Source organism: Corallococcus sp. bb12-1, assembly GCF_026626765.1.
GTDB lineage: Bacteria > Myxococcota > Myxococcia > Myxococcales > Myxococcaceae > Corallococcus > Corallococcus terminator.
Genome location: NZ_JAPNJZ010000018.1, coordinates 507,821 through 530,096 on the forward strand (window position 1 = coordinate 507,821; position 22,276 = coordinate 530,096).

Annotated in this window: 20 protein-coding genes; 11 read left to right on the forward strand and 9 right to left on the reverse strand. The window is 70.5% G+C overall.

Translation table 11 applies throughout. From position 1 onward, the window contains the following. The first annotated feature begins 21 nt into the window (after positions 1–21). From gluQRS to OV208_RS22835, 8 genes are all read left to right on the forward strand, one after another. On the forward strand, positions 22–960 hold the full coding sequence (gene gluQRS, locus OV208_RS22800; protein WP_267575988.1) for a tRNA glutamyl-Q(34) synthetase GluQRS: 939 nt from the start codon (positions 22–24) through the stop codon (positions 958–960). A 153-nt stretch (positions 961–1,113) separates the two neighbouring features. Next, on the forward strand, positions 1,114–2,088 hold the full coding sequence (locus OV208_RS22805; protein ID WP_267575989.1) for a hypothetical protein: 975 nt from the start codon (positions 1,114–1,116) through the stop codon (positions 2,086–2,088). 62 nt (positions 2,089–2,150) lie between these two features. Continuing rightward, the gene (locus OV208_RS22810; RefSeq protein ID WP_267575990.1) at positions 2,151–2,798 is read left to right on the forward strand and encodes an AgmX/PglI C-terminal domain-containing protein; all 648 of its coding nucleotides are present in this window, start codon (positions 2,151–2,153) and stop codon (positions 2,796–2,798) included. Between the two features lie 40 nt (positions 2,799–2,838). Beyond that, the gene (locus OV208_RS22815; protein WP_267575991.1) at positions 2,839–3,678 is read left to right on the forward strand and encodes a GNAT family N-acetyltransferase; all 840 of its coding nucleotides are present in this window, start codon (positions 2,839–2,841) and stop codon (positions 3,676–3,678) included. A 119-nt stretch (positions 3,679–3,797) separates the two neighbouring features. Then, positions 3,798–4,421 carry a tRNA-(ms[2]io[6]A)-hydroxylase gene (locus OV208_RS22820; RefSeq protein ID WP_267576450.1) on the forward strand — a complete coding sequence of 208 codons (624 nt, stop codon included), beginning with the start codon at positions 3,798–3,800 and terminating at the stop codon, positions 4,419–4,421. Between the two features lie 275 nt (positions 4,422–4,696). Then, positions 4,697–6,490, forward strand: coding sequence for a phosphoenolpyruvate carboxykinase (GTP) (locus tag OV208_RS22825; protein WP_267575992.1), 1,794 nt, complete (start codon positions 4,697–4,699; stop codon positions 6,488–6,490). A 151-nt stretch (positions 6,491–6,641) separates the two neighbouring features. Beyond that, on the forward strand, positions 6,642–7,475 hold the full coding sequence (locus tag OV208_RS22830) for a tetratricopeptide repeat protein (protein WP_267575993.1): 834 nt from the start codon (positions 6,642–6,644) through the stop codon (positions 7,473–7,475). Further along, a complete protein-coding gene (locus tag OV208_RS22835; RefSeq protein ID WP_267575994.1) occupies positions 7,475–8,911 on the forward strand; it encodes an ABC transporter substrate-binding protein in 1,437 nt (478 codons plus the stop codon). The genes OV208_RS22830 and OV208_RS22835 overlap by 1 nt, the downstream gene beginning before the upstream one ends. 5 nt (positions 8,912–8,916) lie before the next feature. Here the strand turns inward: OV208_RS22835 and OV208_RS22840 are convergent, their stop codons facing one another. From OV208_RS22840 to OV208_RS22865, 6 genes are all read right to left on the reverse strand, one after another. Beyond that, complete coding sequence (locus tag OV208_RS22840) at positions 8,917–10,236, reverse strand: pyridoxal phosphate-dependent aminotransferase (protein ID WP_267575995.1); 1,320 nt, start codon at positions 10,234–10,236, stop codon at positions 8,917–8,919. Continuing rightward, on the reverse strand, positions 10,233–10,511 hold the full coding sequence (locus OV208_RS22845) for a hypothetical protein (RefSeq protein WP_120542656.1): 279 nt from the start codon (positions 10,509–10,511) through the stop codon (positions 10,233–10,235). Before OV208_RS22845 ends, OV208_RS22840 begins: the two co-directional genes overlap by 4 nt. A gap of 115 nt (positions 10,512–10,626) precedes the next feature. Further along, positions 10,627–11,322 (reverse strand): dethiobiotin synthase, encoded by a 696-nt coding sequence (gene bioD, locus OV208_RS22850; RefSeq protein WP_267575996.1) that lies wholly within the window; start codon positions 11,320–11,322, stop codon positions 10,627–10,629. Then, complete coding sequence (bioF, locus tag OV208_RS22855; protein ID WP_267575997.1) at positions 11,309–12,493, reverse strand: 8-amino-7-oxononanoate synthase; 1,185 nt, start codon at positions 12,491–12,493, stop codon at positions 11,309–11,311. The genes bioD and bioF overlap by 14 nt, the downstream gene beginning before the upstream one ends. After that, a complete protein-coding gene (bioB, locus tag OV208_RS22860; RefSeq protein ID WP_267575998.1) occupies positions 12,490–13,515 on the reverse strand; it encodes a biotin synthase BioB in 1,026 nt (341 codons plus the stop codon). The genes bioF and bioB overlap by 4 nt, the downstream gene beginning before the upstream one ends. Positions 13,516–13,717: 202 nt before the next feature. Continuing rightward, a complete protein-coding gene (locus OV208_RS22865; protein ID WP_267575999.1) occupies positions 13,718–13,987 on the reverse strand; it encodes a GlsB/YeaQ/YmgE family stress response membrane protein in 270 nt (89 codons plus the stop codon). Between the two features lie 180 nt (positions 13,988–14,167). On the opposite strand from OV208_RS22865, the gene radA reads away from it, so the two are divergent. Further along, positions 14,168–15,529: a DNA repair protein RadA gene (radA, locus tag OV208_RS22870; protein WP_267576000.1), complete on the forward strand. Its 1,362-nt coding sequence runs from the start codon at positions 14,168–14,170 to the stop codon at positions 15,527–15,529. Between the two features lie 4 nt (positions 15,530–15,533). Here the strand turns inward: radA and OV208_RS22875 are convergent, their stop codons facing one another. Then, positions 15,534–16,178, reverse strand: coding sequence for a hypothetical protein (locus OV208_RS22875; RefSeq protein WP_267576001.1), 645 nt, complete (start codon positions 16,176–16,178; stop codon positions 15,534–15,536). A gap of 144 nt (positions 16,179–16,322) precedes the next feature. Next, positions 16,323–18,047: a hypothetical protein gene (locus OV208_RS22880; RefSeq protein WP_267576002.1), complete on the reverse strand. Its 1,725-nt coding sequence runs from the start codon at positions 18,045–18,047 to the stop codon at positions 16,323–16,325. 528 nt (positions 18,048–18,575) lie between these two features. Between OV208_RS22880 and OV208_RS22885 the strand changes: the two genes are divergently transcribed. Continuing rightward, entirely contained in the window at positions 18,576–20,057 is a 1,482-nt protein-coding gene (locus tag OV208_RS22885) for a sensor histidine kinase (RefSeq protein ID WP_267576003.1), read from the forward strand. On the opposite strand, the gene OV208_RS22890 is transcribed toward OV208_RS22885, so the two are convergent. Beyond that, complete coding sequence (locus OV208_RS22890; RefSeq protein WP_267576004.1) at positions 20,031–20,630, reverse strand: NUDIX hydrolase; 600 nt, start codon at positions 20,628–20,630, stop codon at positions 20,031–20,033. The genes OV208_RS22885 and OV208_RS22890 overlap by 27 nt on opposite strands. Before the next feature lie 140 nt (positions 20,631–20,770). Here OV208_RS22890 and OV208_RS22895 point away from each other — a divergent pair, with 140 nt between their 5' ends. Continuing rightward, positions 20,771–22,177 (forward strand): sigma-54-dependent transcriptional regulator, encoded by a 1,407-nt coding sequence (locus tag OV208_RS22895; protein WP_267576005.1) that lies wholly within the window; start codon positions 20,771–20,773, stop codon positions 22,175–22,177. Positions 22,178–22,276 lie beyond the last annotated feature (99 nt).

Genomic DNA, 22,276 nt, shown 5'->3' on the forward strand with positions numbered 1-22,276 from the left:
GAAGTTATGGTCGCGCCCACGATGAGAGGACGTTTCGCGCCCAGCCCCACCGGGCGGATGCACCTGGGCAACATCCGCAGCGCGCTCTTGGGCTGGCTCCAGGCCCGGGCCGCGGGAGGCGCGTTCCTGTTGCGCATCGAGGACCTGGACCGCGCGCGCTGCAAGCCCCAGTTCCTGGAGGACCTCTACGCCGACCTGCGCTGGCTGGGCCTGGACTGGGACGAGACGCCGCTGGTGCAGAGCGCCCGCGACGACGTGTACCGCGAGGCCCAGGCGAAGCTGGAACGCGAGGGCCTCATCTACCCGTGCTTCTGCACGCGCGCGGAGATCGCCCGCGCGGCGAGCGCGCCCCACGGCCTGTCCGACGAAGGCCCCCGCTACCCCGGCACCTGCGCGCACCTCACCGCGGAGCAGGTCTCCGAGCGCACCCGCACGCGCGCCCCCGCGTACCGCTTCCGCGCGCGCCCCGGCGAGGTGCGCTTCACCGACGACCTGATGGGCCCCTACGTCCAGGACGTGCAGGCGCTGGTGGGGGACTTCGTGGTGCGCCGCAACGACGGCGTGGCCAGCTACCAGCTCGCGGTGGTGGTGGACGACGCGGACAGCCGCATCACCCACGTCCTCCGGGGCGATGACCTGTTGCCCTCCACGCCCCGGCAGCTCCAGCTCTACGAAGCGCTGCGCCTGCCCGCGCCCGACTTCCTCCACGTGCCGCTGGTGATGGGCGAGGACGGCAAGCGGCTGGCGAAGCGGGATGGGGCGTTCGCGCTGGCGGAGCTGCGCGCGCGCGGCCGGCCCCCCGAGCACGTCCTGGGCCTGCTCGCCGCCTGGAGCGGCCTGGGCGATGGCAGCCCGGTGTCCCTGCCCTCGCTGGTCGCCCGCTTCGACCCGAACGTGCTGCCGCACGCGCCGGTGGTGGCGAGAGAGTCACAGCTCCTGGATGCGCTAGGGCTGCGCTGATGCGAGCGGGCCGTCCGCCCCACCCTCCGGGGTGGAGCGGCCGTGCGGAAGTGAAATGAACGCGTTCAAGTGGTGCGCACCTTCATTCCAGACACGTACGTCCTCGCCGTGACGACCGCGGCAGGCGACACACGGAAGCGAGGGTTGAAATCAATGGCAACCATTGTCGAAAGCGAACGCGCCGGAATCATCAGGGAACGCTCCGGAGGCATCCCGGCCATTCCGGGCACCGCCTCCAAGCTCAGTTGGGGGGCCATCTTCGGGGGCACCTTCGTGGCGCTGGGGGTGTGGATCCTCCTGTACACGCTGGGGCTCGCCCTGGGCCTGTCGTCGGTGGATCCCGCCAACGCGAGCAGCGCGCGCTCGGCGGGCATCTTCACCGGCATCTGGAGCGTCATCGTGCCGCTCGTCGCCCTCTTCGTGGGCGGAGTGGTGGCCGCGCGCACCGCGGGCATCGTGGACAAGGCGGGAGGCGCGCTGCACGGCGCGGTGCTGTGGGGCATGACGACGCTCGCGGGCGTCATCGTGCTGGGCATGCTGCTGTCGTCGGTCATGGGTGCGGTGTTCAACGTCGGCAAGGCGGCGGTGGGCGCGGGTGGCGCGGCGGCGGTGGGCGCCGTGACGGGAGGCGGCAACGCGGCGCAGGCGTTCGGCCTGAACGCCAATGACGCGCTCGCGCCGGTGAACCAGCGGCTGCGACAGGAGGGCAAGCCCGCCATCACGGCGAACCAGTTGGAGGCGGCGACCAAGGACATCGTCACCGAGGGCGTGCGCCAGGGCCGGATGGACCGAGAGCTGCTGGTGAGCAACATCGCGCAGAACACCAACCTGTCGCGCGCGGACGCCGAGGACGTGGCCAACCGCGTGGAGATGCAGGTGGATCAGGCCAAGGCCAAGGCCGGTCAGGTGGGCCAGGACGTGCAGCAGGGCGCGCTGAAGGTCGCGGACCAGTCCGGCCGCGTCTTCTGGGGCCTCTTCGCCGGGCTGCTCCTGGGGCTCATCGCCGCGGTGCTGGGCGCCACCCTGGGCGTCAGCCGCCGCCAGCGCATCCTCGGGGAAGGCGTGGTGGCGACGACCACCACCACGACCCCGACGACGCCGACGTCGCGTCGCGAGGTGTACCCGTAGTCTCGGGCGCTCGCGTGCATCCCCGCTTCACGGTGAACCCGTGAGGCGGGTATGACACGCGGGTGGCGCCCTCGCACCGCACCCTCCTCCACTGGCTCGTCATCCCCGGCGTGAGCCTGGGCCTGCTGCTGCTGTGCGCGCTCGTGGCCTCCTGGCTCACGCGGCCCGCGGAAGCCCCGGAGGAGTCGCACGTCCTCGCGCCCGCGCCGCCCCCGGTCGCTGGCCCCCGCGCGCCGGTCCCCACGAGCGAGCCGCCCCGCGTGACGGCGCCCCCCACGCCTTCGCCTCCCCCACCGGTACCGGCCCCCCCGCGCGAAGTCGCACCGCGCACGGGCCCCGACGCTCCCGACCCGCGCCGCGTGGCGCTCGTGGAGCCCCAGGTGGAGTCCTCTACCGGACGCATCGACGCGGAGGACCTGCGCCTGGCGCTCCAGGCCGTGACTCCGCTCGTGCAGCAATGTTTCGAGGACGCCGCACAACGCAACCCAGGCACACAAGAAGTGAAGTTGCGTTTCACCGTGGAAGGGGAGAACGGGGACGGAAAGATGAACCGGGGCGAGCTGCTCGCGAGCAGCATCCCCGACCCGATGGTGCAGGCGTGCGTGCTGGACTCGCTCCTGGACGCGCGCTTCCCGGCCCCCCGGTTGGGGGGGACGGCCACGGTCGTCCATCCGTTCCGCTTCGGACCCCCTGGGGAGGCTGGCCCGTGAGGTCGGGTTGCGCGTAAGGTTCGGCTCTCTTCCCCCGCGCATGCCCGTCACCGTCGAACAGCTCGTGCCTTCCCACACGGACGCCTTGCGCGCGCTGTTGGCGAAGGATGCCGTCCACAACCTCTACCTGCTGGGGTTGCTGGAGGAGTTCGGCATCGCGGCCCCGGCGCGCGAGGCGGCCTTCTCCTTCCACGGCCGCTTCGACAGCGGCGTCCTCACCGCGGCCATCTTCGTGGGCGGCGAGGGCGGACTCGTGGTGCCCAGCGCCAGCGACGCCAGCGCCACCGGCGTCATCGCGGACGCGCTCGCCGCGTCGCTGAAGCTGCGCGCCACCGTGGGGGACAAGTCCGCGGTGGACGCGCTGGTGCGCAGCCTGTGTGAGGGCAAGCCGCGCCTGTCGCGCACCCAGCGGCTGTTCAGCGTCTCCGCGGACGACCTGGGGCCCTTCACCAACCCCACCCTGCGCCTGGCCCGCGAGGAGGACGTGCCCCGCCTGCTGCCCCTGGCCCAGGGCTACGTGCGCGAAATCCTGGAGCGCGACCCGTTGGCGGAGGACCCGGCCCACTACGAGGCCCGCCTCCTCCAGCGCGTGCGCCAGCGCCGCACCTACGTGCTGGAAGGGAACGGCGAGCTCGTCTTCAAGGTGGACATCGGCTGCCGCTCGCAGTTCGGCGCGGAGCTGGAGGGCATGTACACGCTGGCCTCCCGCCGCCACGAGGGCCACGCCACGCTGTGCCTGGGACAGATTTCCCGGCACCTCTTGTCCTCGCTGCCCCGGCTCGCGATGCGCATCGACGAGCGCGACGAGAGCACCGCCCGCATCGCGCGCAAGGTGGGCTACCACGCCGGCCGCACCCAGCGGCTCGTGCTGGTGGAGTAGCCCCACCCGGGCCGCACGGAAGACAGCGCATCGGCCGGCCTGCCCACGAAGGAGGCGGGCTCATGGCGCCCCAAGACACGCGCACGGCGCCCGGCGGATGCCCTACAGTCGCGCCCCGCATGAGCCGTCCCACGCCCACCCGCCGTCCCCTCTCCGGAGCGGGCCCCGTCATCCTCCACGCGCCCACGGACCCCGGCTGGCTGCCGCTGGCCCTGGCGAACTTCGACGCGGTGCTGGTGGACCACGCCCACTGCGAGAAGAAGGCCGCCGCCAACGCGCTGTCCATGCTCCAGGCCTACCCGGACCTGCCCGGCCTGCCCGCGCAGATGGCCCGGCTGGCCCGCGAGGAGAGCGCCCACCTGGCCCGCGTGCTGGACCTGATGGCCGCGCGCGGCCTCACCCTCACGAAGGACGCGGGCGACCCGTACGCGCAGGGCCTCCAGAAGCACGTGCGCACTCCCGCCCTGGAGCGGCGCGTGGACCGGCTGCTCGTCGCCGCCATCATCGAAGCGCGCTCCTGTGAGCGGCTGTCACTGCTCGCCGAAGGGCTCACCGACCCGGCGCTCGCCCGGTTCTACGGAGAGCTGGCGCAGTCCGAGGATGGCCACCAGTCCCTCTTCCACCGGCTGGCCGTCACCGCATCGGGTGGAGACGAGGCCGTCGTGGACGCGCGCCTGCAACACCTGCTGACCCAGGAGTCCCAGGTGCTCGCGGCCGTGGGCCTGCGGGCCGCCATCCACTGAAGCGAAGCGCCGGAATACGGAGGTTGGGGGCCCAACATGGGCACGACGCGAGGCGCCGGCAGAGTGTGCCGCACCGCGCCGTTTACTGATGGGCGCCCGGGCGCTGATAAGTGGAATTAGGCCAGAGCGGTCGAAAGTCCGGTTGACTGCCGGACGTCAGTTGCTTTTGGGGCGCTGCTCCAGAAGGTTTGGTGTTCTTCCGCTGGTAGGTTCTCGCCCCCTTTGTGAACCGGTACGCGGGAGATCCGCTCATGAGACACCCCGAGGAAAACTCCATGACTTCGACGCACGCGGCAGCCGCCACCGAGCAGGCGCCCACGAAGAACCCCACGCTCCTGGCGTGGGTGGCCCGGATGGCCGCGATGACCCAGCCGGACAGCATCGTCTGGTGTGACGGCTCCGAGGCGGAGAAGCAGCGCCTCACCGAGCAGGCCGTGGCGGAGGGCACGCTCATCCCGCTCAACCCGGAGAAGCGCCCGGGCTGTTACCTGCACCGCTCCAACCCGAATGACGTGGCGCGCGTCGAGCACCTCACGTTCATCTGTACGCCGAACAAGACGGACGCCGGCCCCACCAACAACTGGATGGATCCGGAGGCCGCGTACACGAAGCTGGGCCACCTGTTCGAAGGCTGCATGAAGGGCCGCACGATGTACGTGGTGCCCTACGCCATGGGCCCGCTGGGCAGCCCCTTCACGAAGATCGGCGTGGAGCTGACGGACAGCAACTACGTGGTCCTCAACATGCGGATCATGACCCGCATGGGGAAGGCCGCCCTGGACATGCTGGGCGACAGCGACGACTTCAACCGCGGCCTGCACTCCACGGGCGACGTGAACCCGGACCGCCGCTACATCTGCCACTTCCCCCAGGACAACACCATCTGGAGCTTCGGCTCGGGATATGGCGGCAACGTGCTGCTGGGCAAGAAATGCCTCGCGCTGCGCATCGGCAGCTACCTGGGCCGCGAAGAGGGTTGGCTCGCGGAGCACATGCTCATCCTGGGCGTGACCAGCCCCAAGGGTGAGACGACCTACGTCGCCGCCGCCTTCCCGTCCGCGTGCGGCAAGACGAACTTCGCGATGATGATCCCGCCCAAGGAGTACAAGGGCTGGAAGATCGAAACGGTCGGCGACGACATCGCCTGGATGCGCCCCGGCCCGGATGGCCGGCTGTACGCCATCAACCCGGAGGCCGGTTACTTCGGCGTGGTGCCGGGCACCAACTTCAAGACCAACCCCAACGCGATGGAGACCATCGCGAAGGACACCCTCTTCACGAACGTGGCCCTCACGGCCGACGGCGACGTGTGGTGGGAGGGCAAGGACGGCGAGGTCCCCGAGGAGCTCACCGACTGGCAGGGCAAGCCCTGGAAGAAGGGCAGCCCGGAGAAGGCGGCGCACCCGAACAGCCGCTTCACCGCGCCCATGAGCAACAACCCGGTGCTCAGCACCCACGCCAACGACCCCATGGGCGTGCCCATCAGCGCGCTCATCTTCGGCGGTCGCCGCTCCAACACGGTTCCGCTGGTCCTCCAGGCCTTCAACTGGACCCACGGCGTGTTCCTGGGCGCCACCATGGGCTCCGAGACGACGGCCGCGGCCACCGGCAAGGTGGGCGTGGTGCGCCGCGACCCGATGGCCATGCTGCCCTTCTGCGGCTACCACATGGGCGACTACCTCCAGCACTGGCTGGACATGCAGAAGTCCATCCCGCAGCTGCCGAAGATCTTCCAGGTGAACTGGTTCCGCCAGGACAAGAACGGCAAGTTCATCTGGCCGGGCTTCGGGGACAACATGCGCGTCCTCGAGTGGATCGTGAACCGCGTCCACGGCCGCGTCCCCACCCAGGAGACGCTGCTGGGCTGGGTGCCGCGCCAGGACCAGGGCCTCAACCTGGAGGGCCTGGACCTGTCCAAGGAGGCCATCGCCGAGGCCACCTCCATCAAGGAGGACGAGTGGAAGTCCGAGCTCAAGAGCCAGGAGGTCTTCTTCGAGCAGCTGGGCACCAAGGCCCCCGAGGCCCTGATGCTCCAGCGCAAGCTGCTCATCGCGCGCCTGGACGGCTGACCGCCCTGTAGCACCCGGGTGTCGCACCCGGGATGAGCCCTCGGGGCTGCTCTGCTCCCCTCTGGAAACGGGGGGGTGTGGGCGGCCCCGGTGTATTTGGTGGGGTCGCCACTTCGACGGCCGGAGTGTTCGGGGCTAGGCTCTTCGTCCCATGAGACTGGTTTTCGTGTTGTCGCTGGCGCTCGCGCTGGCGCCGGGCTCGGCCCTGGCGCAGCGGAGCGGGACCAAGGCCCCCAATGTTCAGGCGCTGCTGAAGGAAGGCAAACGCCTCTATGACGCGGGTAAGTACAAAGAGGCCGCCGACGCGCTGAAACAGGCGCATGAGGCGCAGCCCCATCCGCAGCTCATGTACAACATCGCCGTGGCGCTGGAGTACGCGGGCGAGCCGCGCGAGGCCATGACCTGGTATCGCCAGTACGTCACGTCCAACAGCGAGGACACCAACCCCACCCTGCTGAAGAACAGCAACCGCGCCATCGACCGGCTGCGCGTGCAGCTGGACCGCGAGGACCAGGCGCAGGCGACGGCGGACGCGGACCGCAAGCGGCTGGAGGGCGAAGCGGACGCGGCGCGGCAGCAGGCGGAAGAGGAGCAGCTGGCGGCCCGGCGCGCGGAGGAGGACAGCTCGCGCCAGCGGCAGGCGGAGTTCGACCGCGCGATGAAGTCCTACCAGCGGCAGCGCATTGGCGCCTTCGCGGTGGGCGGCGTGGCGGTGCTGGGCGTGGGCGCGGGCGTGCTGTTCGGCATGCAGGCGAGGGACGCGCGTGAGCAGTTCGACAGCGCCTCCACGCTGGAAGACAAGGAAACGTTCTCGGACAGCACGAAGAGCAAGGCGCTGCTCGCGGACATCGGCTTCGGCGTGGGGCTCGCGGGAGCCATCACCGCCATCATCCTGTATCCCAAAGAAGGTCCCCCCACGCAGGGCGAGGTCCGGGTGACGCTCGCGCCGCGCGGTGTCGGGGCCGGCATGGAGGTCCACTTCTGATGCGCGCGCTGGGAATGATGACGTTGGGCATGGCGCTGTTGACCTCCGGGTGCAGCTTCACCACGGCGGGTGGCCTGTCCGAATGCGTGACGAGCAGTGACTGCGGCACCAACAGCGTCTGCACGGCGGGCTTCTGCCTGCCGCAGCCGGCGGGGTGCGGCCAGGTGGTGGGCGCCACGTCGGCGGCGAACACCATCGCGCTGGGCGCGCTGGTGCCGCTCACCAACCGCAGCGGCAACGCGGAGATTGAGCAGCAGCGGCTCAACGGCCTGAAGCTGGCGCTGGACGAGGTGAACGCGCTGGAGGGCGTGGGTGGCCGGCAGTTCGTCATGTACATCTGCGACACGCAGGCGGACGTGGAGACGGCCAAGACGCAGGCGCGCTGGCTGGTGAACGACAAGCAGGCGGTGGCGGTGTTCAGCGCGGGCAGCGCGCAGACCATCGGCATCAGCTCCATCACCATCCCCAAGGGCGTGCTGCTGATGAGCCACACGGCCACCAGCGCGGCCTTCACGTCGCTGGAGGACAAGAACAACGGCACGGTGGGTCTGGTGTGGCGCACGACGCCGTCGGACGCGCTCCAGGGCCGCGTCATCGCGGACGTGCTGCGGGGCACCACGGTCATCAATGATCCGGGCGTGACGTTCACCCCGCCGAACAAGGTGGGCGTGGCGTACGTCAACGACACCTACGGCCAGGGCCTGTATTCGGCGCTGTTGGACCGGCTCACCACGAAGACGCTGGACGGCGCGCAGTACGAGCGCGGCGGCGACGTGACGGGCGCGGTGACCCGCCTGGTCAACTTCAAGCCGGACCTGACGGTGCTCGCGGGCTTCACGGAAGACAACGCGCGGCTCTTGCCCCAGGCGGCGACGGCGGGCGTGTCCGTGACGAACAACAACCGGTGGTTCCTCACCGACGCCAGCAAGGACCCCACGCTGCTGACGAGCCTGGGCTCGAACAAGAACGAGATCGTCGGCGCCTACGGCACGGCGCCCGCGTCCGCGCGGCCCAACGACTCCACGTACAAGCTCTTCGCGGACCGCTTCAACACCGCCTACAAGGTGGATCCGGGGCAGTTCTCCTTCACCGCGCATGCGTACGACGCCATGTACGTGGTGACGCTGGGCGCGGCGTACGCGGTGGGCAACGACCTGGCCAATCCGCAGCCCGTCACCGGCACCCGCATCGCGGAGGGGCTCACGAAGATGACGCCCGCCGCGGGGCAGACGGTGAACAGCTACCCGTTGGGCCCGGTGGCGTTCACCGGCGCGCGCGACGAGCTGCGCCAGGGCAAGGTCATCAACGTGCGCGGCGCCAGCGGCGACCTGGACTTCAACAGCGAAACGGGTGAGGCGCCTTCGCCGTACGAGCTGTTCAAGGTGGAGAGCACCGGCTTCCGTACGCTGCAGCTCATCACCCCGCCGGCGGACTGAAAGCCTCAGGCGGTGAGTTCGCGCACCAGCGGCGCGAGCGCGGCGGTGAAGACCTCGGGCGTCGGCAGCAGCGACAGCACGAGGTACGCACCGCCGCCGAAGTCGTAGAAGTAACCCGGCTGCACGCGCACGCCGGCCGCGAGGAGGCGCAAGCAGGTGGCCTCCTCGCCGGGCTGAAGCGGGATGCGCAGCACCGCGCTCCAGCCTCCGTGCGCGGGCACCACGTCCCAGGCCGCGTCCTTCGGGCGCGCCGCGACCAGCCGCTCCCGGTTGCCCTTCACGCGCGCCAGCAGGGCCTGCTGGAAGCGCGGCGCATGGGCCAGCAGTCCTGGCAGGGCGAGCTGCACGGGCGTGCCCACGGACAGGGCCGCGTCCGCCACGTCCTCCAGCCGGGCCAGGGCCTCGTCGCGCGGGGACGTGGGGCCGCCCGCGTGCAGCCATGACAGCTTGAGGCCGGGCATGCCCGCCACCTTGGACAGGCCGGACAGGGCGAAGGTGAGGCACGGCAGGGGCAGGCCCGCCACCGACGTCACCCTGTCCGCGTCGGTGTCCCAGGCGAAGTCGGAGAACACCTCATCGCAGAGGAGCGCCAGGCCATGGCGCGCGCACACGTCCGCGAGCGCTTGGAGTTCGCCAGCGTGGAGGAAGTGGCCGGTGGGGTTGCCGGGGTTCACCACCAGCACCGCGCGGGTGCGCGCGTCGATGGCCGCCTCCACCGCGCCCGCGTCCAGGCCGAAGCCGTGCACGGAGGGCAACCGGTAGGGGCGCGTGTGAACGCCCTCCAGGCGCGCCAGCACGTCCAAGAGCGGATAGCCGGGCGCGGGGACGAGCACGGTGTCCCCCGGGTCGCACAGGAGCTTGAAGAGCCAGCCGTAGGCCTCGCTGGTGCTGGCGCCGAGGACGACGTGCGCGGCGGAGACGGGCGCGCCCCGCGTGGACAGGTAGTCGGCCACGGCCTCGCGCGCGGAGGGCAGGCCGAAGGGCTCCGGGGCGTAGTGGAAGGGACTGGCTCCGGGGGCATCGCGGCGAGGCGCGGACGGATCACGAACGCCTCGTCCATCCGGAGCGTGGAGGCCGGGTGCGGCGGGTGCTTCCGTCGCGGGCGGGCCATGCCCGGCGACGTCAGCCGGTGTGTTGGACGGAGCGCGGATCCGCTGCGCTCCGGACATCAGGAGGGCCGGTTCAGGCAGGGGCAGCCCGACGCGGGTGGGGTTGGTCTCCGAGAGATCCAGCAGGGGCAGCCCGCGCGACTGGCGCTCGGCCGCGGCCTGGGACAGCGGATTGGGCGTGCGCGAGAAGGCGGTGCGGAGCGAGAAGCGGCTCACAGCCCCGTCTGCAGCATGGCCGTGGCCACGCGGCGGATGAGCTCGCGGCGCAGCTCCTGCCGGCAGTGCTCGATGGCCTTCTCGTGCGGTTGTGGAAGCTCCGGGTTACGGGTGCGCATCGCGGTGCGGAGGACCAGCTCGACCTTGGAAGGCTCAAGCTGAAACAGCCGGGGACCGTCTTTCTGGAGGAAGTAGGACAGCCCGCGCTGTTCGATGAGCTTCTGGAAGAAGCGTCGGACGTCCGCGAGGAGCGTGATGTCGATGATGTCCGCCATTCGTGCCGGCTTTCTCGCGCGGAACAAACGGGTCGTCCATTTCGCGGCCACCACCACGCGAAAACTTGCGCGACCTGTAGCACGCGTCCGAAAGCCGAACGCGGCGGGGGCCGATTTATCGGGCCCGCGCGCGTTCGGGCACCAGCGGCGCCAGCGCCCGCCGGAACGCCAGATGGCGCCTGCGCGCGTCCTCCACATGCGGCACTGGACCCAGCACCTCCACCCCGTGTCGGGCCTCCAGGTAGCGTCGGTTGTCCCGCTCCGCCAGGTCGCTTCCGGGCACCCCGCGCGACAACACCACCGCCCGCACGGACAGCTTCCTTGACGCCAGCGCTTCCAGTGACAAGGCCACATGGTTGAGCGTGCCCAGCCCCGCCCGCGCCACCAGCACCACCGGCAGGTTGAACGTCTGGATCAGGTCCACCACGTCGCGCTTCGAATCCACCGGGACGAACAGTCCCCCTGCCCCCTCCACCACCACCGCCCCTCCCTTCAGCCGCTTCCACGCCGCCAGCGTCACCCGCCAGTCCGGCTCCTGCCCCAGCCGTTGGGCCGCGATGCCCGGAGCCAGCGGCGCGCGGAAGCGGTGCGGACACACGGCCTCCACCGGCAGGGTGCTGCCCGCCGCCTCCCGCATCGCCAGCGCGTCCGACGGGGCCTTCAGGGATGCACAGCCGCTCTCATAGGGTTTGAACCCCTGGGGTGACAGGCCCGCGTCCCGCATCAGCGAAAGGAGCGCGCACGACACCTGCGTCTTGCCCACTCCGGTGTCCGTGCCGGTGACGAAGAAGCGGGGTTCAGGACTGGACACGGGAGACTCCCACCCGGCGCAACGCCTCCAGCGCCAGGTCGATGTGGTCGTTCGAATGGGCCGCGGAGAGACAGAAGCGCAGTCGGCTGGTGCCCTCGGGCACGGTGGGCGGACGGATGGCCTTCACCAGCAGCCCCGCTTCCCGAAGGCGCTTCGCCGCGTCCATGGCCCGCGCGGGCTCGCCCAGGATGACCGGGAAGGTGGCGCTCCGCGCTTCCGCTGGCAGTCCCAGCGCGCGCAGCCCCGCGGTGAAACGGTGGATGTGTCCCCACAACCGCTCACGCAAGGCCGGGTCGTTCTCCACCAGGTCCACCGCGCATGCGGCTGCGGCGCACAGGGCCGCGGGCAGCGCGGTGGAATAGACGAAGGGCCGAGCGCGGCTCACCAGCAGATCCGCCACCGCGCGCGAGGTGGCCACATACGCTCCCAGCCCGCCCAGCGCCTTGCTCAGCGTGCCCATGCGCAGGTCCACGCGGTCCTCCAGGCCCAGCGCCTCGCACAGCCCCGCGCCCCTCGGGCCCAGGACGCCGGTGGCGTGCGCCTCGTCCACCATCAACGCGGCGCCGTGGGCCTCGCACGCCTCCACCAGTTCCCGCAGGGGCGCCACGTCTCCATCCATGGAGAAGACGCTGTCGGTGACGACCAGCTTGCGCCGGGCCGGCGTGTCCGCGAGCGCCCGCGCCAGGGCCCCAGCGTCCGCGTGCGGATAGACGACGACGCGAGCGCGCGACAACCGACAGCCGTCCACCAGGGACGCGTGGTTGAGGGCGTCGGAGAAGACAGCGTCACCGGGCCCCACCAGCGCGGGGAGGATGCCGGTGTTGGCCGCGTAGCCGGAGTTGAAGAGACGCACCGCTTCCGCGCGCTCGAAGCGGGCAAGCCGCGCCTCCAACTGCTGGTGCGGCACCATGTCCCCCACCACCAGCCGGCTCGCGCCGGTGCCCACGCCGTAGCGCTCCAGCGCGGACACGGCGGCGGCGCGCACGGCGGGCGACGCCGCGAGGCCCAGGTAGTCGTTGGAAGAGAAGTTGATCAGCCGCTCGTCCCCCAGGCGCACCTCGGCGCCCTGGGGTGAGTCGAGCGGTTCGAGCACGCGGCGCAGGCCCTTCGCGGACAGGGCCTCCAGGTCCTCGCGCGCCCAGCCCTCCGCGACCGGGCCGGCGGACTTCACCGGTCCTGCCGGGGCTCCAGGGGGCGGATGCCCGCCTTCTCCAGGAGCGCCATGTCCTGGGTGTACTCGGGGTTGCCGGTGGTGAGCAGCTTCTCCCCGAAGAAGAGCGAGTTGGCGCCCGCGAGCATGCAGAGCAGCTGCGCCTCCTCGTTCATCTGCATGCGGCCCGCGGACAGGCGCACCATGGCCTGGGGCATCAGCAGGCGGGCGGTGGCGATGGTGCGCACCATGTCCACCGTCTCCACGCGGTGTTGCTCGGCCAGCGGCGTGCCCTCCACGGGGACGAGCGCGTTGATGGGCACCGACTCCGGGTGGACCTCCTGGTTGGCCAGCGTACGCAAGAGGTTGCAGCGATCATCCACGGACTCGCCCATGCCGATGATGCCGCCGCAGCACACGGAGATGCCCGCGTCGCGCACCCGGTCCAACGTGCGCAGCCGGTCGTCGAAGGTGCGGGTGGAGATGATGTCGCCGTAGTGCTCCGGCGACGTGTCCAGGTTGTGGTTGTACGCGGACAGGCCCGCCTCGCGCAGGCGCTTCGCCTGGCTCTCGGACAGCATGCCGAGCGTGGCGCACGCCTCCATGCCCAGGGCCCGGACGCCGCGCACCATCTCCAGCACGCTGTCGAACTGCGGACCGTCCTTCACCTCACGCCACGCCGCGCCCATGCAGAAGCGCGTGGCCCCCGCCTGACGGGCCTGCGTCGCGGCGGCCAGCACCTCCGGCACCGCCATCAACTTCTCCGCCTTGACGCCCGTCTTGTAGCGCGCCGCCTGCGGGCAGTACGCGCAGTCCTCCGGACATCCGCCCGTCTTGATGGAGAGCAGCGAGCACAGCTGCACCTTGTTCTCCACGAACACCTGCCGGTGCACCGTCTGCGCCTTGTGCACCAGGTCCAACAGCGGCAACTGGTACAGCGCGCGAACCTCCGCGAGCGACCAGTCGTGTCGCACCGTCACCCCTTCCGGGGCGGGGGCGGCGTGGTGGGCGTGGCCGTGGAAGGACTCGGCGGTCTCGGACATGCGGGCTCGGGCTCCTGGAACAGGGACGTCAGGAGCCCGACGGTGCGTGGGCGAAAGCCCATTGTCAACGCTCTCGCGCCAGGGGGTTGACGATGCCCGTCCGGGGCGAACGCGAGAGCCCGCGAAGACGAAGGGACGTCCGTGCGTGACGGACGTCCCTCGTGCTGTCTTCCGCCTCATCGGCGGGGAAGACCTTGCGTGGCTAGACGTGGACGCGGCGACCGCGGCCGGCGAGGCCCACGAGGAACAACACCGCCAGTGCGCCCAGGACGGAGAAGAGCAGACCCGTGGGGTGGAGGTCGAAGACGCGACCATCACGCGAGAACAGTGAACCCACGAAGCCGCCCACGAACGAGCCGGCGATACCGAGCAGCGTGGTGGCGATGAGCCCCATCGACTGGTTCCCCGGCATGATGGCTCGAGCAATCAGACCCGCGACCAGACCAATCACCAGAAACGCGATAATCCCCATGACAACCTCCCTGTGTGTGGGGGGCTCGCTCGACGCGACGCCCGTGAACCAGAAACTGGGTTGCCCCTCCCTGTAGGGCAACTCGCTACCTGATCCTGGAGGGTGAGCTTGCCTGCTCCCCTGCCGTGGTCTCACACGGGACGAGGAAACGTCAGGGGTCTGGGCTAGACACCTCAACCCATGGCGAAGGCGAAGACGCACTACACCTGTCAGGCCTGCGGCTACCAGACGGCGAAGTGGCTCGGGAAGTGCCCGGACTGCGGCGCGTGGAGCTCGCTCCTGGAGGAGACCGAGGCGAAGGTGGACGACAAGCGCCCGGCGTGGGGCGCGTCGGGCGGGGCCTCGCGGCCGGTGAAGCTCCAGGACGTGACGGGGGAGACGGAGGTGCGCCGGCGCACGGGCATCGCCGAGTTCGACCGCGTGCTGGGCGGCGGTGTGGTGAGCGGTTCGCTGGTGCTGTTGGGCGGCGACCCGGGCATCGGCAAGTCCACGCTGCTGCTGGCGGCGCTGGACAAGCTGGCGCGGCACGGGCCGGTGCTCTACGTGTCGGGTGAAGAGAGCCTGCGGCAGACGAAGATGCGCGCCGAGCGCCTGAAGGTGGAGAGCGAGCACATCCACCTGTTCGCGGAGACGGACGCGGACCGGGTGCTGGCCGCGGCGGAGGCGATGAAGCCCCAGGCGCTGGTCGTGGACTCCATCCAGACCATGTACCTGCCGGAGCTGGGCAACGCGCCGGGCAGCATCACCCAGGTGCGCGAGGTGGCGGGCCGGCTGATGGCGTTCGCCAAGCGCAGCGGGGTGCCCACGTTCCTGGTGGGGCACGTAACGAAGGAAGGCTCCATCGCGGGTCCCCGGGTGCTGGAGCACATGGTGGACACGGTCCTCTACTTCGAGGGCGAACGGGGCCACCCGTTCCGCCTGCTGCGCGCGCACAAGAACCGCTTCGGCAGCACCAACGAGATTGGCGTCTTCGAGATGAAGGGCGCGGGGCTGATGGAGGTGGCGGATCCGTCCGCGCTGTTCCTCTCCGAGCGGCCCCAGGGCAAGTCCGGCAGCGTGGTGACGAGCACGCTCAACGGCACGCGTCCCCTGCTGGTGGAGGTGCAGGCGCTGGTGGCGCCCACGGGCTACGGCACGGCACGGCGCACGGCGATCGGCGTGGACGGCAACCGGGTGGCGCTGCTGGCGGCGGTGCTGGAGAAGAAGGAGGAGATTCCGCTGGTGGGCTGCGACCTGTTCGTCAACGTGGCGGGCGGCATGCAGTTGAGTGAACCGGCGTGCGACCTGGCGGTGTGCGCGGCGCTGGTGAGCAGCCTGCAGAACCGGCCGTTGGATCCGAAGACGCTGGTGCTGGGAGAGGTGGGGCTCGCGGGCGAGGTGCGCGCGGTGGGCCAGGTGGAGCCCAGGCTCGCGGAGGCCGCGAAGATGGGCTTCCAGCGGGTGGTGATGCCCGCCGGCAGCGCGCGGCGGTTGGAGAAGACGAAGATGCAGGTGGTGGGCGTGGAGACGCTGAGCGAAGCGCTGGCCGCGATGTTCGACTGACGGTTCAGGACACGCGAGGCAGTGAGGACACGTCGGGCACGCGCAGGGGCATGGCGTTCGTCTGGTGGTCGTAGAAGGACGCGGGCCCCAGGGTGGCGATGAGCCGGGCCTCGGCGGCGTCGCCGTCCGGGGTCATGGCCTGGCTGGGCAATTCGTAGGGCTGGACGAGCACGAGGCCGCCGTCCAGGGTCTGGCGTTGTTCTGGGGGAATCGCATCCAGGCGTGCGCCGAAGAGCTTCACGAACGGAGCGCCGAAGATGTTGCGCCAGAAGAGGCCATCCAGGCCTTCGCTGTAGTCGCGCACGTTGAAGACCAGCGTGGAGCCGAAGCCGTCCTCGTTCGGCACGATGCGCTGGGTCTTGCGGTTGAAGTCATCATCGAGCCCGGCCTGGACGAGGGGCGAACCCAGCAGGTGCATGACGTCAACGACCTGCCGCAGGTGGGCTTCGCGCCAACCGGGCTTCTTCGCCTCCGCGACGGATGTCATCCAAGTGAACTTGCCGGTGAAGGGGTACCTGCCGTGGCGCTCCGGATGGAAGTGGAGGAAGTCCCGATCCGTCTTCGCGCCGAGCATGAATCTCTTGAACTCGTCGTAGCAGGCCATCAGGGCTTCCGGGTCGAAGGGCCCGGGCGCCAGACGCTCAGACATGCCGCCGCTCCCGAAACGCGCGGGCTGGAACCACCGGTGCTCCGAGAAGAACCGCTGGACCAACTCACGGACGGTGCTCGTCCCGGGAACGCCGGGGGGAAGGTGGAAGTCTGTTGTGAAATACCGCAGGGCCATCACCTGTCCTCACGGGAAGGGCTTGATCGTCGCCCGACCCTCCATCTGGAGAATTTTCAGTTTGCTGCTCAGCGGCCCGGTGAGTTGAGTCATACCCGCCGCGTGCTTGGAGGACCGGACCCAGAGTTCGATGGAGCCACCGTATTCTTCGATGTACTCAAGCATGGCCTTCAAGTTGCCCGTGAGCGGCATCTCCGCGCGGCCCTTCACCTCCACGAAGTTGTAGGGCTGGCCCCAGACGAGGTCGCCCGGTTTTCCCAGCACGGAATCCGGAACGAAACCCTGGGCCGAGCTCCCAGGTGGTGGCAACAACAGGCTCGTGTTCTTCGGGTAGTTCCTGCTCTGGAGTACAGCCTGCTCGAACTCGCTGCCCACACCCTTGTTCTTGATGACCGTCTGGTAGAGCCGCTCCCATTCCGGATCCACCGCGTACTGGATGCGGGGGTATTTCATCGGATGGCGGAACTGGTAGTCCACCCACGCCTGCGCCAGGTGCTCCGCGCTGCCCGGCACCAACCGAGCCCCCTCCGCCGTCACCCGGGAGCCCACCAGCGCCACGCGCTTGCCCTGCGCCAGCACGCGACCCGCTTCCGCCAGCGGGGACTCCAGCCGCTTCGCCACGGCTTGCAGCTTCGCCAGGTCCTCCGCGGACACCGCATCACCGCGCGCCGCTGCTCGCAACACCCGACGGATCTCCTGCGCATCCTGGGGTGACAGGTGCTGCACCACGCGCTGCAACACCTGCACCTCGCGCAGGCTCCGGCCCGTCAACAGCGCCACCCGCTCCGCGCCCTGCGCGCCCTCTGACAACAGGCGCCCCGACACCACCGGCAGCGCCACGCTCACCGCGCACAGCAACCGCTCTCCGTCCGTCAGCGGGTAGCCCAGGATGCTCTCCCCGAGCACCACGCCCTTGATATCCGCCACTTCCCCGGCGACGGGCAGCATGCCCACCGCTATCTCCAGCACGAGTTCCTCGGGAGGAATGCCCGGAGGCTCCGGGCTCGGCTCCCACGTCGGGGGCGCGAGGCGGCCCGCCTCCACCGCCGAGGCCAGCAGGCTGTGGCGCGCCAACAGGTAGAGCGCCACTTCACTGGGGCTCTTGCGCACGAAGTCCGGATCCAGCGTGTGCGCGTAGGCCCAGTCGAGCACCGCCTCCACCAATGCCCGCTGCGTCTCTTCGTACAGCGCGCTTTCGGTGAGCAGCCCGTCCTGACCGAGCCTGCGGAAGTGCGCCTCGGCCAGGGCCCGACCGCGCGCATCCGCCCAGCGGTGGTACTCGTCCAGCTTCGCGTCCACCTGCGACGAGTGTGCCCCGTCCTCGCGCTGTCGCTGCGCGTTCTCGACCTTCAGGCGCAGGTACACCTCCAGCGGTGAGTCCGCCGCGAGTTGCTCCTCCGTCCGCGCAAGGGCCCAGATGAACAGCTCATTCAGCGCGGCATGGCCCGCCTGACGCTCCGCCTCCGTCACCGCGGGCTTCCTCAACTCCGCCCGCTTTTCATTGATGAACGCGAGGTAGCGGTCCAGGACGACTCCACCCACGGTGCCCACCGTGCCGCCCGAGCCACCCGTGCCCCGGCGCTCACGAGGGAACGGAGGCGGCGAAGCACTGTGATAGCGCGTGTAGCCATGCTGCCCCACCGGCAGCGCACCTGAGCCCGCCGTGGTGCACGCCGCGAGCGACAGCATCAACACCAGACTTCCGCCGAAACGCCCCAGACGTCCATCCGGCATGTCCTGCCTCCCCAGCACTTTCAAATATCAGTCAGCACTGACGTGCTCCGTGCGGCGCTTCCTGACGCGTGCCGCGACACGCATGCCCCCGCTGGAGCATTCGCGACATCGTCAGCAGCCAGTGCATCTGGACCGTTCATCGACGCGAGGACCCGACACGTGCGCGACATGTCTTTCCCCTGGGAACATCCACGGCACTGTCTGCCGTCAGGCGTTCGCGGCCCTGACGCGGGGAACCAACGCCTGGGGTGACACGTTTCACCTGCCGGCCCCGCCACGCATCCGCGGAGACGGCGCGCCCGGAGCGGATCCTGACGCGCGGCCCCAATGCGTGCCGCGACACGCATTTCCCCCGGACCTTCCACGCCCCCGCGTCCTGAATGGCTCCGGCCGTTCAGACAACACCGTGCCCGCGCGGGTTCCCGAAGCACTCCGGCCCCGCGTCTTTCATCCCCGTGCGCGCAGAACGAGTGCTGGTCATGGCCCGGGGCATGCCGTTTGATGCGTGACACGAGGAGCGCCGCCCGGATGACGCATCGCCCCCTTTCCTCCCGCCTGCGGGACGCGCTGGGCTCGCTGTCGGCACGGCTGCTGGTGGCGTTCCTGCTGCCCACCCTGCTCTTCCTCGCGCTGGCGGGAGCCTCCGTGTACGCGCTCGCCCGCGCGAGCCTGGAGGACGAGCTGGGATCGAGCCTGTCCGCGCTCGCCGCCGCCACCGCCAGCCAGGTCAGCGGCGAGCGCATGCTCACCATCGAACCCGGCGATGACGTGTCCGGCACCCGCACCTGGCGCAACCTCGTGCGACTGCTCGACGGCGTGCGCACCGCCAGCGGGGTGCGCCGCGTGTATGCGGTGGATGCGCACGGCCGCGTGCGCACCGACGTGGGCGGCAACCTGCCCGTGGGCACCGAGGTGCCGGAGCTCGCGCGCGACCGTCTGGAATTGACCCGCGTCCTCGCCGGCAAGCGTGCCGCCAGCCAGGTGCTCTTCACCGGCTCCGACGGGCTGCTCTACAAGACGGGCTACGCGCCCGTGGTCCAGGACGGTCAGGTAGTAGGCGCCATTGGCGTGGAGGGCAGCGCGGCCTTCTTCGGCCCGCTGCGCCGACTCTGGCGCACCTTCGCCATGGCCAGCGTCGTGGCGCTCGTCGCGCTCGCCTTCATCGCATTGCTCACCGCCCGGGGACTGGCCCGGCCGCTGCGGCGGCTGATGGACTCCGCGCTGCGCATCGGCCGGGGTGACCTGACCACGCCCGTGCCGCCGGAGCCCACCCGGGAGATTGGCGTGCTCGCGCGCGAGCTGGAGGTCATGCGCGGCGCCCTGGAGAGCCGGGACCGCCAGCTCAAGCTCATGCTCGCGGGCGTGGCCCATGAGGTGCGCAATCCCCTGGGCGGCATCGCGCTCTTCTCAGGCCTCCTCCAGGAAGACCTGCGCGCGGGCGCCCACGCGGACGCCGGCAGCCACGTGGACCGCATCCAGCGCGAGGTCACCTACCTCCAGCGCATCGTGGAGGACTTCCTCGCCTTCGCCCGCGAACAACCGCTGGCACGCGCGCCCATGGAAGCGCCCGACCTCGTGTCGAGCGCCTGCGAGCTGCTCTCCATGGAGGCCAGCGGCAAGGGCGTGACCCTGGACGTGGACGCAGCACCCGCGCACCTGGAGGCGGACGGAAGCCTGCTCACCGCCGCGCTCGTGAACCTGGTGAAGAACGCCGTGCAGGCCGCGCCTGGCGGCAGTCGCGTGAAGGTCCGCGGACAGCGACGCGACGGCGGCTATGCCATCGACGTCCAGGACTCCGGGCCCGGCGTCCCCGAGGCCGAACGCGAGCGCATCTTCGAACCCTTCTTCACCACTCGCGAGCAGGGCACCGGCCTGGGTCTGCCCTTGGCGCGGAAGATCGTCCGCGCGCACGGAGGCGAACTCGCCCTGCGCTCCGCCCCGGGCGACACCGTCTTCACGCTCACGCTGCCCTGCGCTCCAGCTTCAGGGGAGGCGCGGGCCCTGCCCTGAACCCCCACGAGCGCCCAGGGCCTCACGCGCCTTCTGCAACATGCGTCGCAGCGGTGCTTCATCCCCGCGAGCCAGCGCCTCGTCCCAGGACAACCACTGGATGCCGAACGACTCCGCGGGGTCGTGCGCGAGCGCTTCGGGGTCTTCCGCCACCACGAGGTAGCGCACGTCCAGGTGCCGGTGCTCGGGCTCGTCCTTGCGCGCGGGGATGGTGTGGATGTCCACGTCCAGCGGGCGGGGCGCGGTGGGGTGCAGGTGCACGCGACACCCGGTCTCCTCGCGGGCCTCGCGCAGGGCGGTTGCTTCCATGTCGCCTCCATCCCCGGACTCCGCGTGCCCCCCGGGCTGCAACCAGCGCTTCAGCTTCGCATGGTGCAGGAGCGCCACCTTCGCGCCGGTGGGATCCACCACCACCGCGCTGCCGGTGAAGTGCGCTTCGGCCTGCGCTCGGGAGAAGGGCTCCCCCAGCGACGTGGCGAAGTGGCGCATACGGGACAGGTCCTCGCGCTCCTTGTCGTCCTGGGGGACGTGGCGCGCGAGCAGTTCGACGAGGGCGTTGGAAGCATCAGCCATGCGCCAGGGTTTAGACACACGGCGCACGGGGGACGCCAGCGCTTTCACCTCTCCGGACGTGCGGCCGTCCCGGTCCGGTGTAGGGTGCCTCCCCCCAGGTGCGTCCCTTCCGGCGGACCCTTCGAGCAGGTGAGCAGGCCATGGCGCGCATCCTCGTCATCGACGACCACGACACCCTCCGCGAGGGCATGACCGTCACCCTCACCCGCTCCGGCCACACCGTGTCCGCCGTGAAGAGCGGGGCGGACGGACTGGCCGCGTACAAGAAGGCCCCGTTCGACCTGGTCGTCACCGACCTGAAGATGGACGGCATGGACGGCATCGCCGTCACGCGCGCCCTCAAGCAGTTGGACCCGGGCGCGGTGGTGATGGTGGTGACGGCGTTCGGCACCATCGAGACCGCCGTCCAGGCCATGCAGGAGGGCGCCTACGACTTCATCACCAAGCCCTTCCCCCCAGAGGTGCTGCGCGCCAAGGCGGACAAGGGCCTGGAGCTGTCCGCCACGCGCCGGCAGGTGGAGCGCCTCACCGCCCGCACCGACGCGCATGACGCCGACGCCGCCCTCACCCACCGCGACATCGTGGGCGACAGCGAGCCCATGCAGAAACTGCTCGGACAGGTGCGCAAGGTGGCCGCCAGCGACGCCACCGTGCTCGTGCGCGGAGAGAGCGGCACCGGCAAGGAGCTGGTCGCCCGGATGATCCACCAGCAATCCCCCCGCCGGGACGGGCCCTTCGTCGTGGTGCACTGCGCGGCCCTGGCGGAGACCCTGCTGGAGAGCGAGCTGTTCGGCCACGAGCGCGGCTCCTTCACCGGCGCGGTGAAGCGCAAGCTCGGCCGCTTCGAGCTGGCCGACGGCGGCACCCTCTTCCTGGACGAGATTGGAGAGATTCCCTCCTCCGTGCAGACCAAGCTGTTGCGCGTGCTCCAGGAGAAGGAGCTGCAACGCGTGGGCGGAGAAGAGACCCTCAAGGTGGACGTGCGCGTGGTGAGCGCCACCCACCGCGACCTCCAGGCGGAGGTGAAGGCGGGCCGCTTCCGCGAGGACCTCTACTACCGGCTGCACATCGTCCCGCTCACCCTGCCGCCCCTGCGCGAGCGCCCCGAGGACATCACCGCGCTCGCCCGCCACTTCGTCGCCAAGCATGCGCCCCGGGTGAACCGGCGCGTCACCGGCATCGAGGACGCCACGCTGCACGCCCTCACCCGCCACGCGTGGCCCGGCAACGTGCGCGAGTTGGAGAACGCGATGGAGCAGTCGCTCGTCTTCGCCGAGGGCGAAACGCTCACCCCCGCGGACCTGCCCCCGCACCTGTCCGGCCAGACGCCGCGCATGGACGCCGGGCTGCCCGTGCCCCAGGGCGACCGCCCCCTGCCCGAAATCCTGGAGGACCTGGAGCGCCAGCTCATCGCCCGCGCCTACGAGAAGGCCGGCGGCGTGAAGACGGAGACGGCCCGGCTCTTGGGCATCAAGACCTCCGCGCTGTACTACAAGCTGGAGAAGTACGGCTTCCTCCCCCGGGGAGAGCGCCCTGAAGAGGTATGAAGCCGAGGTATGAAGCCGGGCCCTGAGCCCCCGCGCCTCGGAAATCCGTCACCCCCGCCCTGGCCCCATGACTTTCCACCGCCCGGCTTCCCCACCCCT

Excerpts from the sequence above, each read along its gene's own strand:
- OV208_RS22815 (WP_267575991.1), top strand. The coding sequence starts at position 2,839 with ATGCCCGTCACCGTCGAACAGCTCGTGCCTTCCCACACGGACGCCTTG.
- OV208_RS22880 (WP_267576002.1), bottom strand. The coding sequence starts at position 18,047 with ATGCCGGATGGACGTCTGGGGCGTTTCGGCGGAAGTCTGGTGTTGATG.
- OV208_RS22825 (WP_267575992.1), top strand. The coding sequence starts at position 4,697 with ATGACTTCGACGCACGCGGCAGCCGCCACCGAGCAGGCGCCCACGAAG.
- gluQRS (WP_267575988.1), top strand. The coding sequence starts at position 22 with ATGAGAGGACGTTTCGCGCCCAGCCCCACCGGGCGGATGCACCTGGGC.
- OV208_RS22895 (WP_267576005.1), top strand. The coding sequence starts at position 20,771 with ATGGCGCGCATCCTCGTCATCGACGACCACGACACCCTCCGCGAGGGC.
- OV208_RS22835 (WP_267575994.1), top strand. The coding sequence starts at position 7,475 with ATGCGCGCGCTGGGAATGATGACGTTGGGCATGGCGCTGTTGACCTCC.
- radA (WP_267576000.1), top strand. The coding sequence starts at position 14,168 with ATGGCGAAGGCGAAGACGCACTACACCTGTCAGGCCTGCGGCTACCAG.
- OV208_RS22885 (WP_267576003.1), top strand. The coding sequence starts at position 18,576 with ATGACGCATCGCCCCCTTTCCTCCCGCCTGCGGGACGCGCTGGGCTCG.
- bioB (WP_267575998.1), bottom strand. The coding sequence starts at position 13,515 with ATGTCCGAGACCGCCGAGTCCTTCCACGGCCACGCCCACCACGCCGCC.
- OV208_RS22845 (WP_120542656.1), bottom strand. The coding sequence starts at position 10,511 with ATGGCGGACATCATCGACATCACGCTCCTCGCGGACGTCCGACGCTTC.
- OV208_RS22830 (WP_267575993.1), top strand. The coding sequence starts at position 6,642 with ATGAGACTGGTTTTCGTGTTGTCGCTGGCGCTCGCGCTGGCGCCGGGC.
- OV208_RS22890 (WP_267576004.1), bottom strand. The coding sequence starts at position 20,630 with ATGGCTGATGCTTCCAACGCCCTCGTCGAACTGCTCGCGCGCCACGTC.
- OV208_RS22865 (WP_267575999.1), bottom strand. The coding sequence starts at position 13,987 with ATGGGGATTATCGCGTTTCTGGTGATTGGTCTGGTCGCGGGTCTGATT.
- OV208_RS22875 (WP_267576001.1), bottom strand. The coding sequence starts at position 16,178 with ATGTCTGAGCGTCTGGCGCCCGGGCCCTTCGACCCGGAAGCCCTGATG.
- OV208_RS22820 (WP_267576450.1), top strand. The coding sequence starts at position 3,798 with ATGAGCCGTCCCACGCCCACCCGCCGTCCCCTCTCCGGAGCGGGCCCC.
- OV208_RS22805 (WP_267575989.1), top strand. The coding sequence starts at position 1,114 with ATGGCAACCATTGTCGAAAGCGAACGCGCCGGAATCATCAGGGAACGC.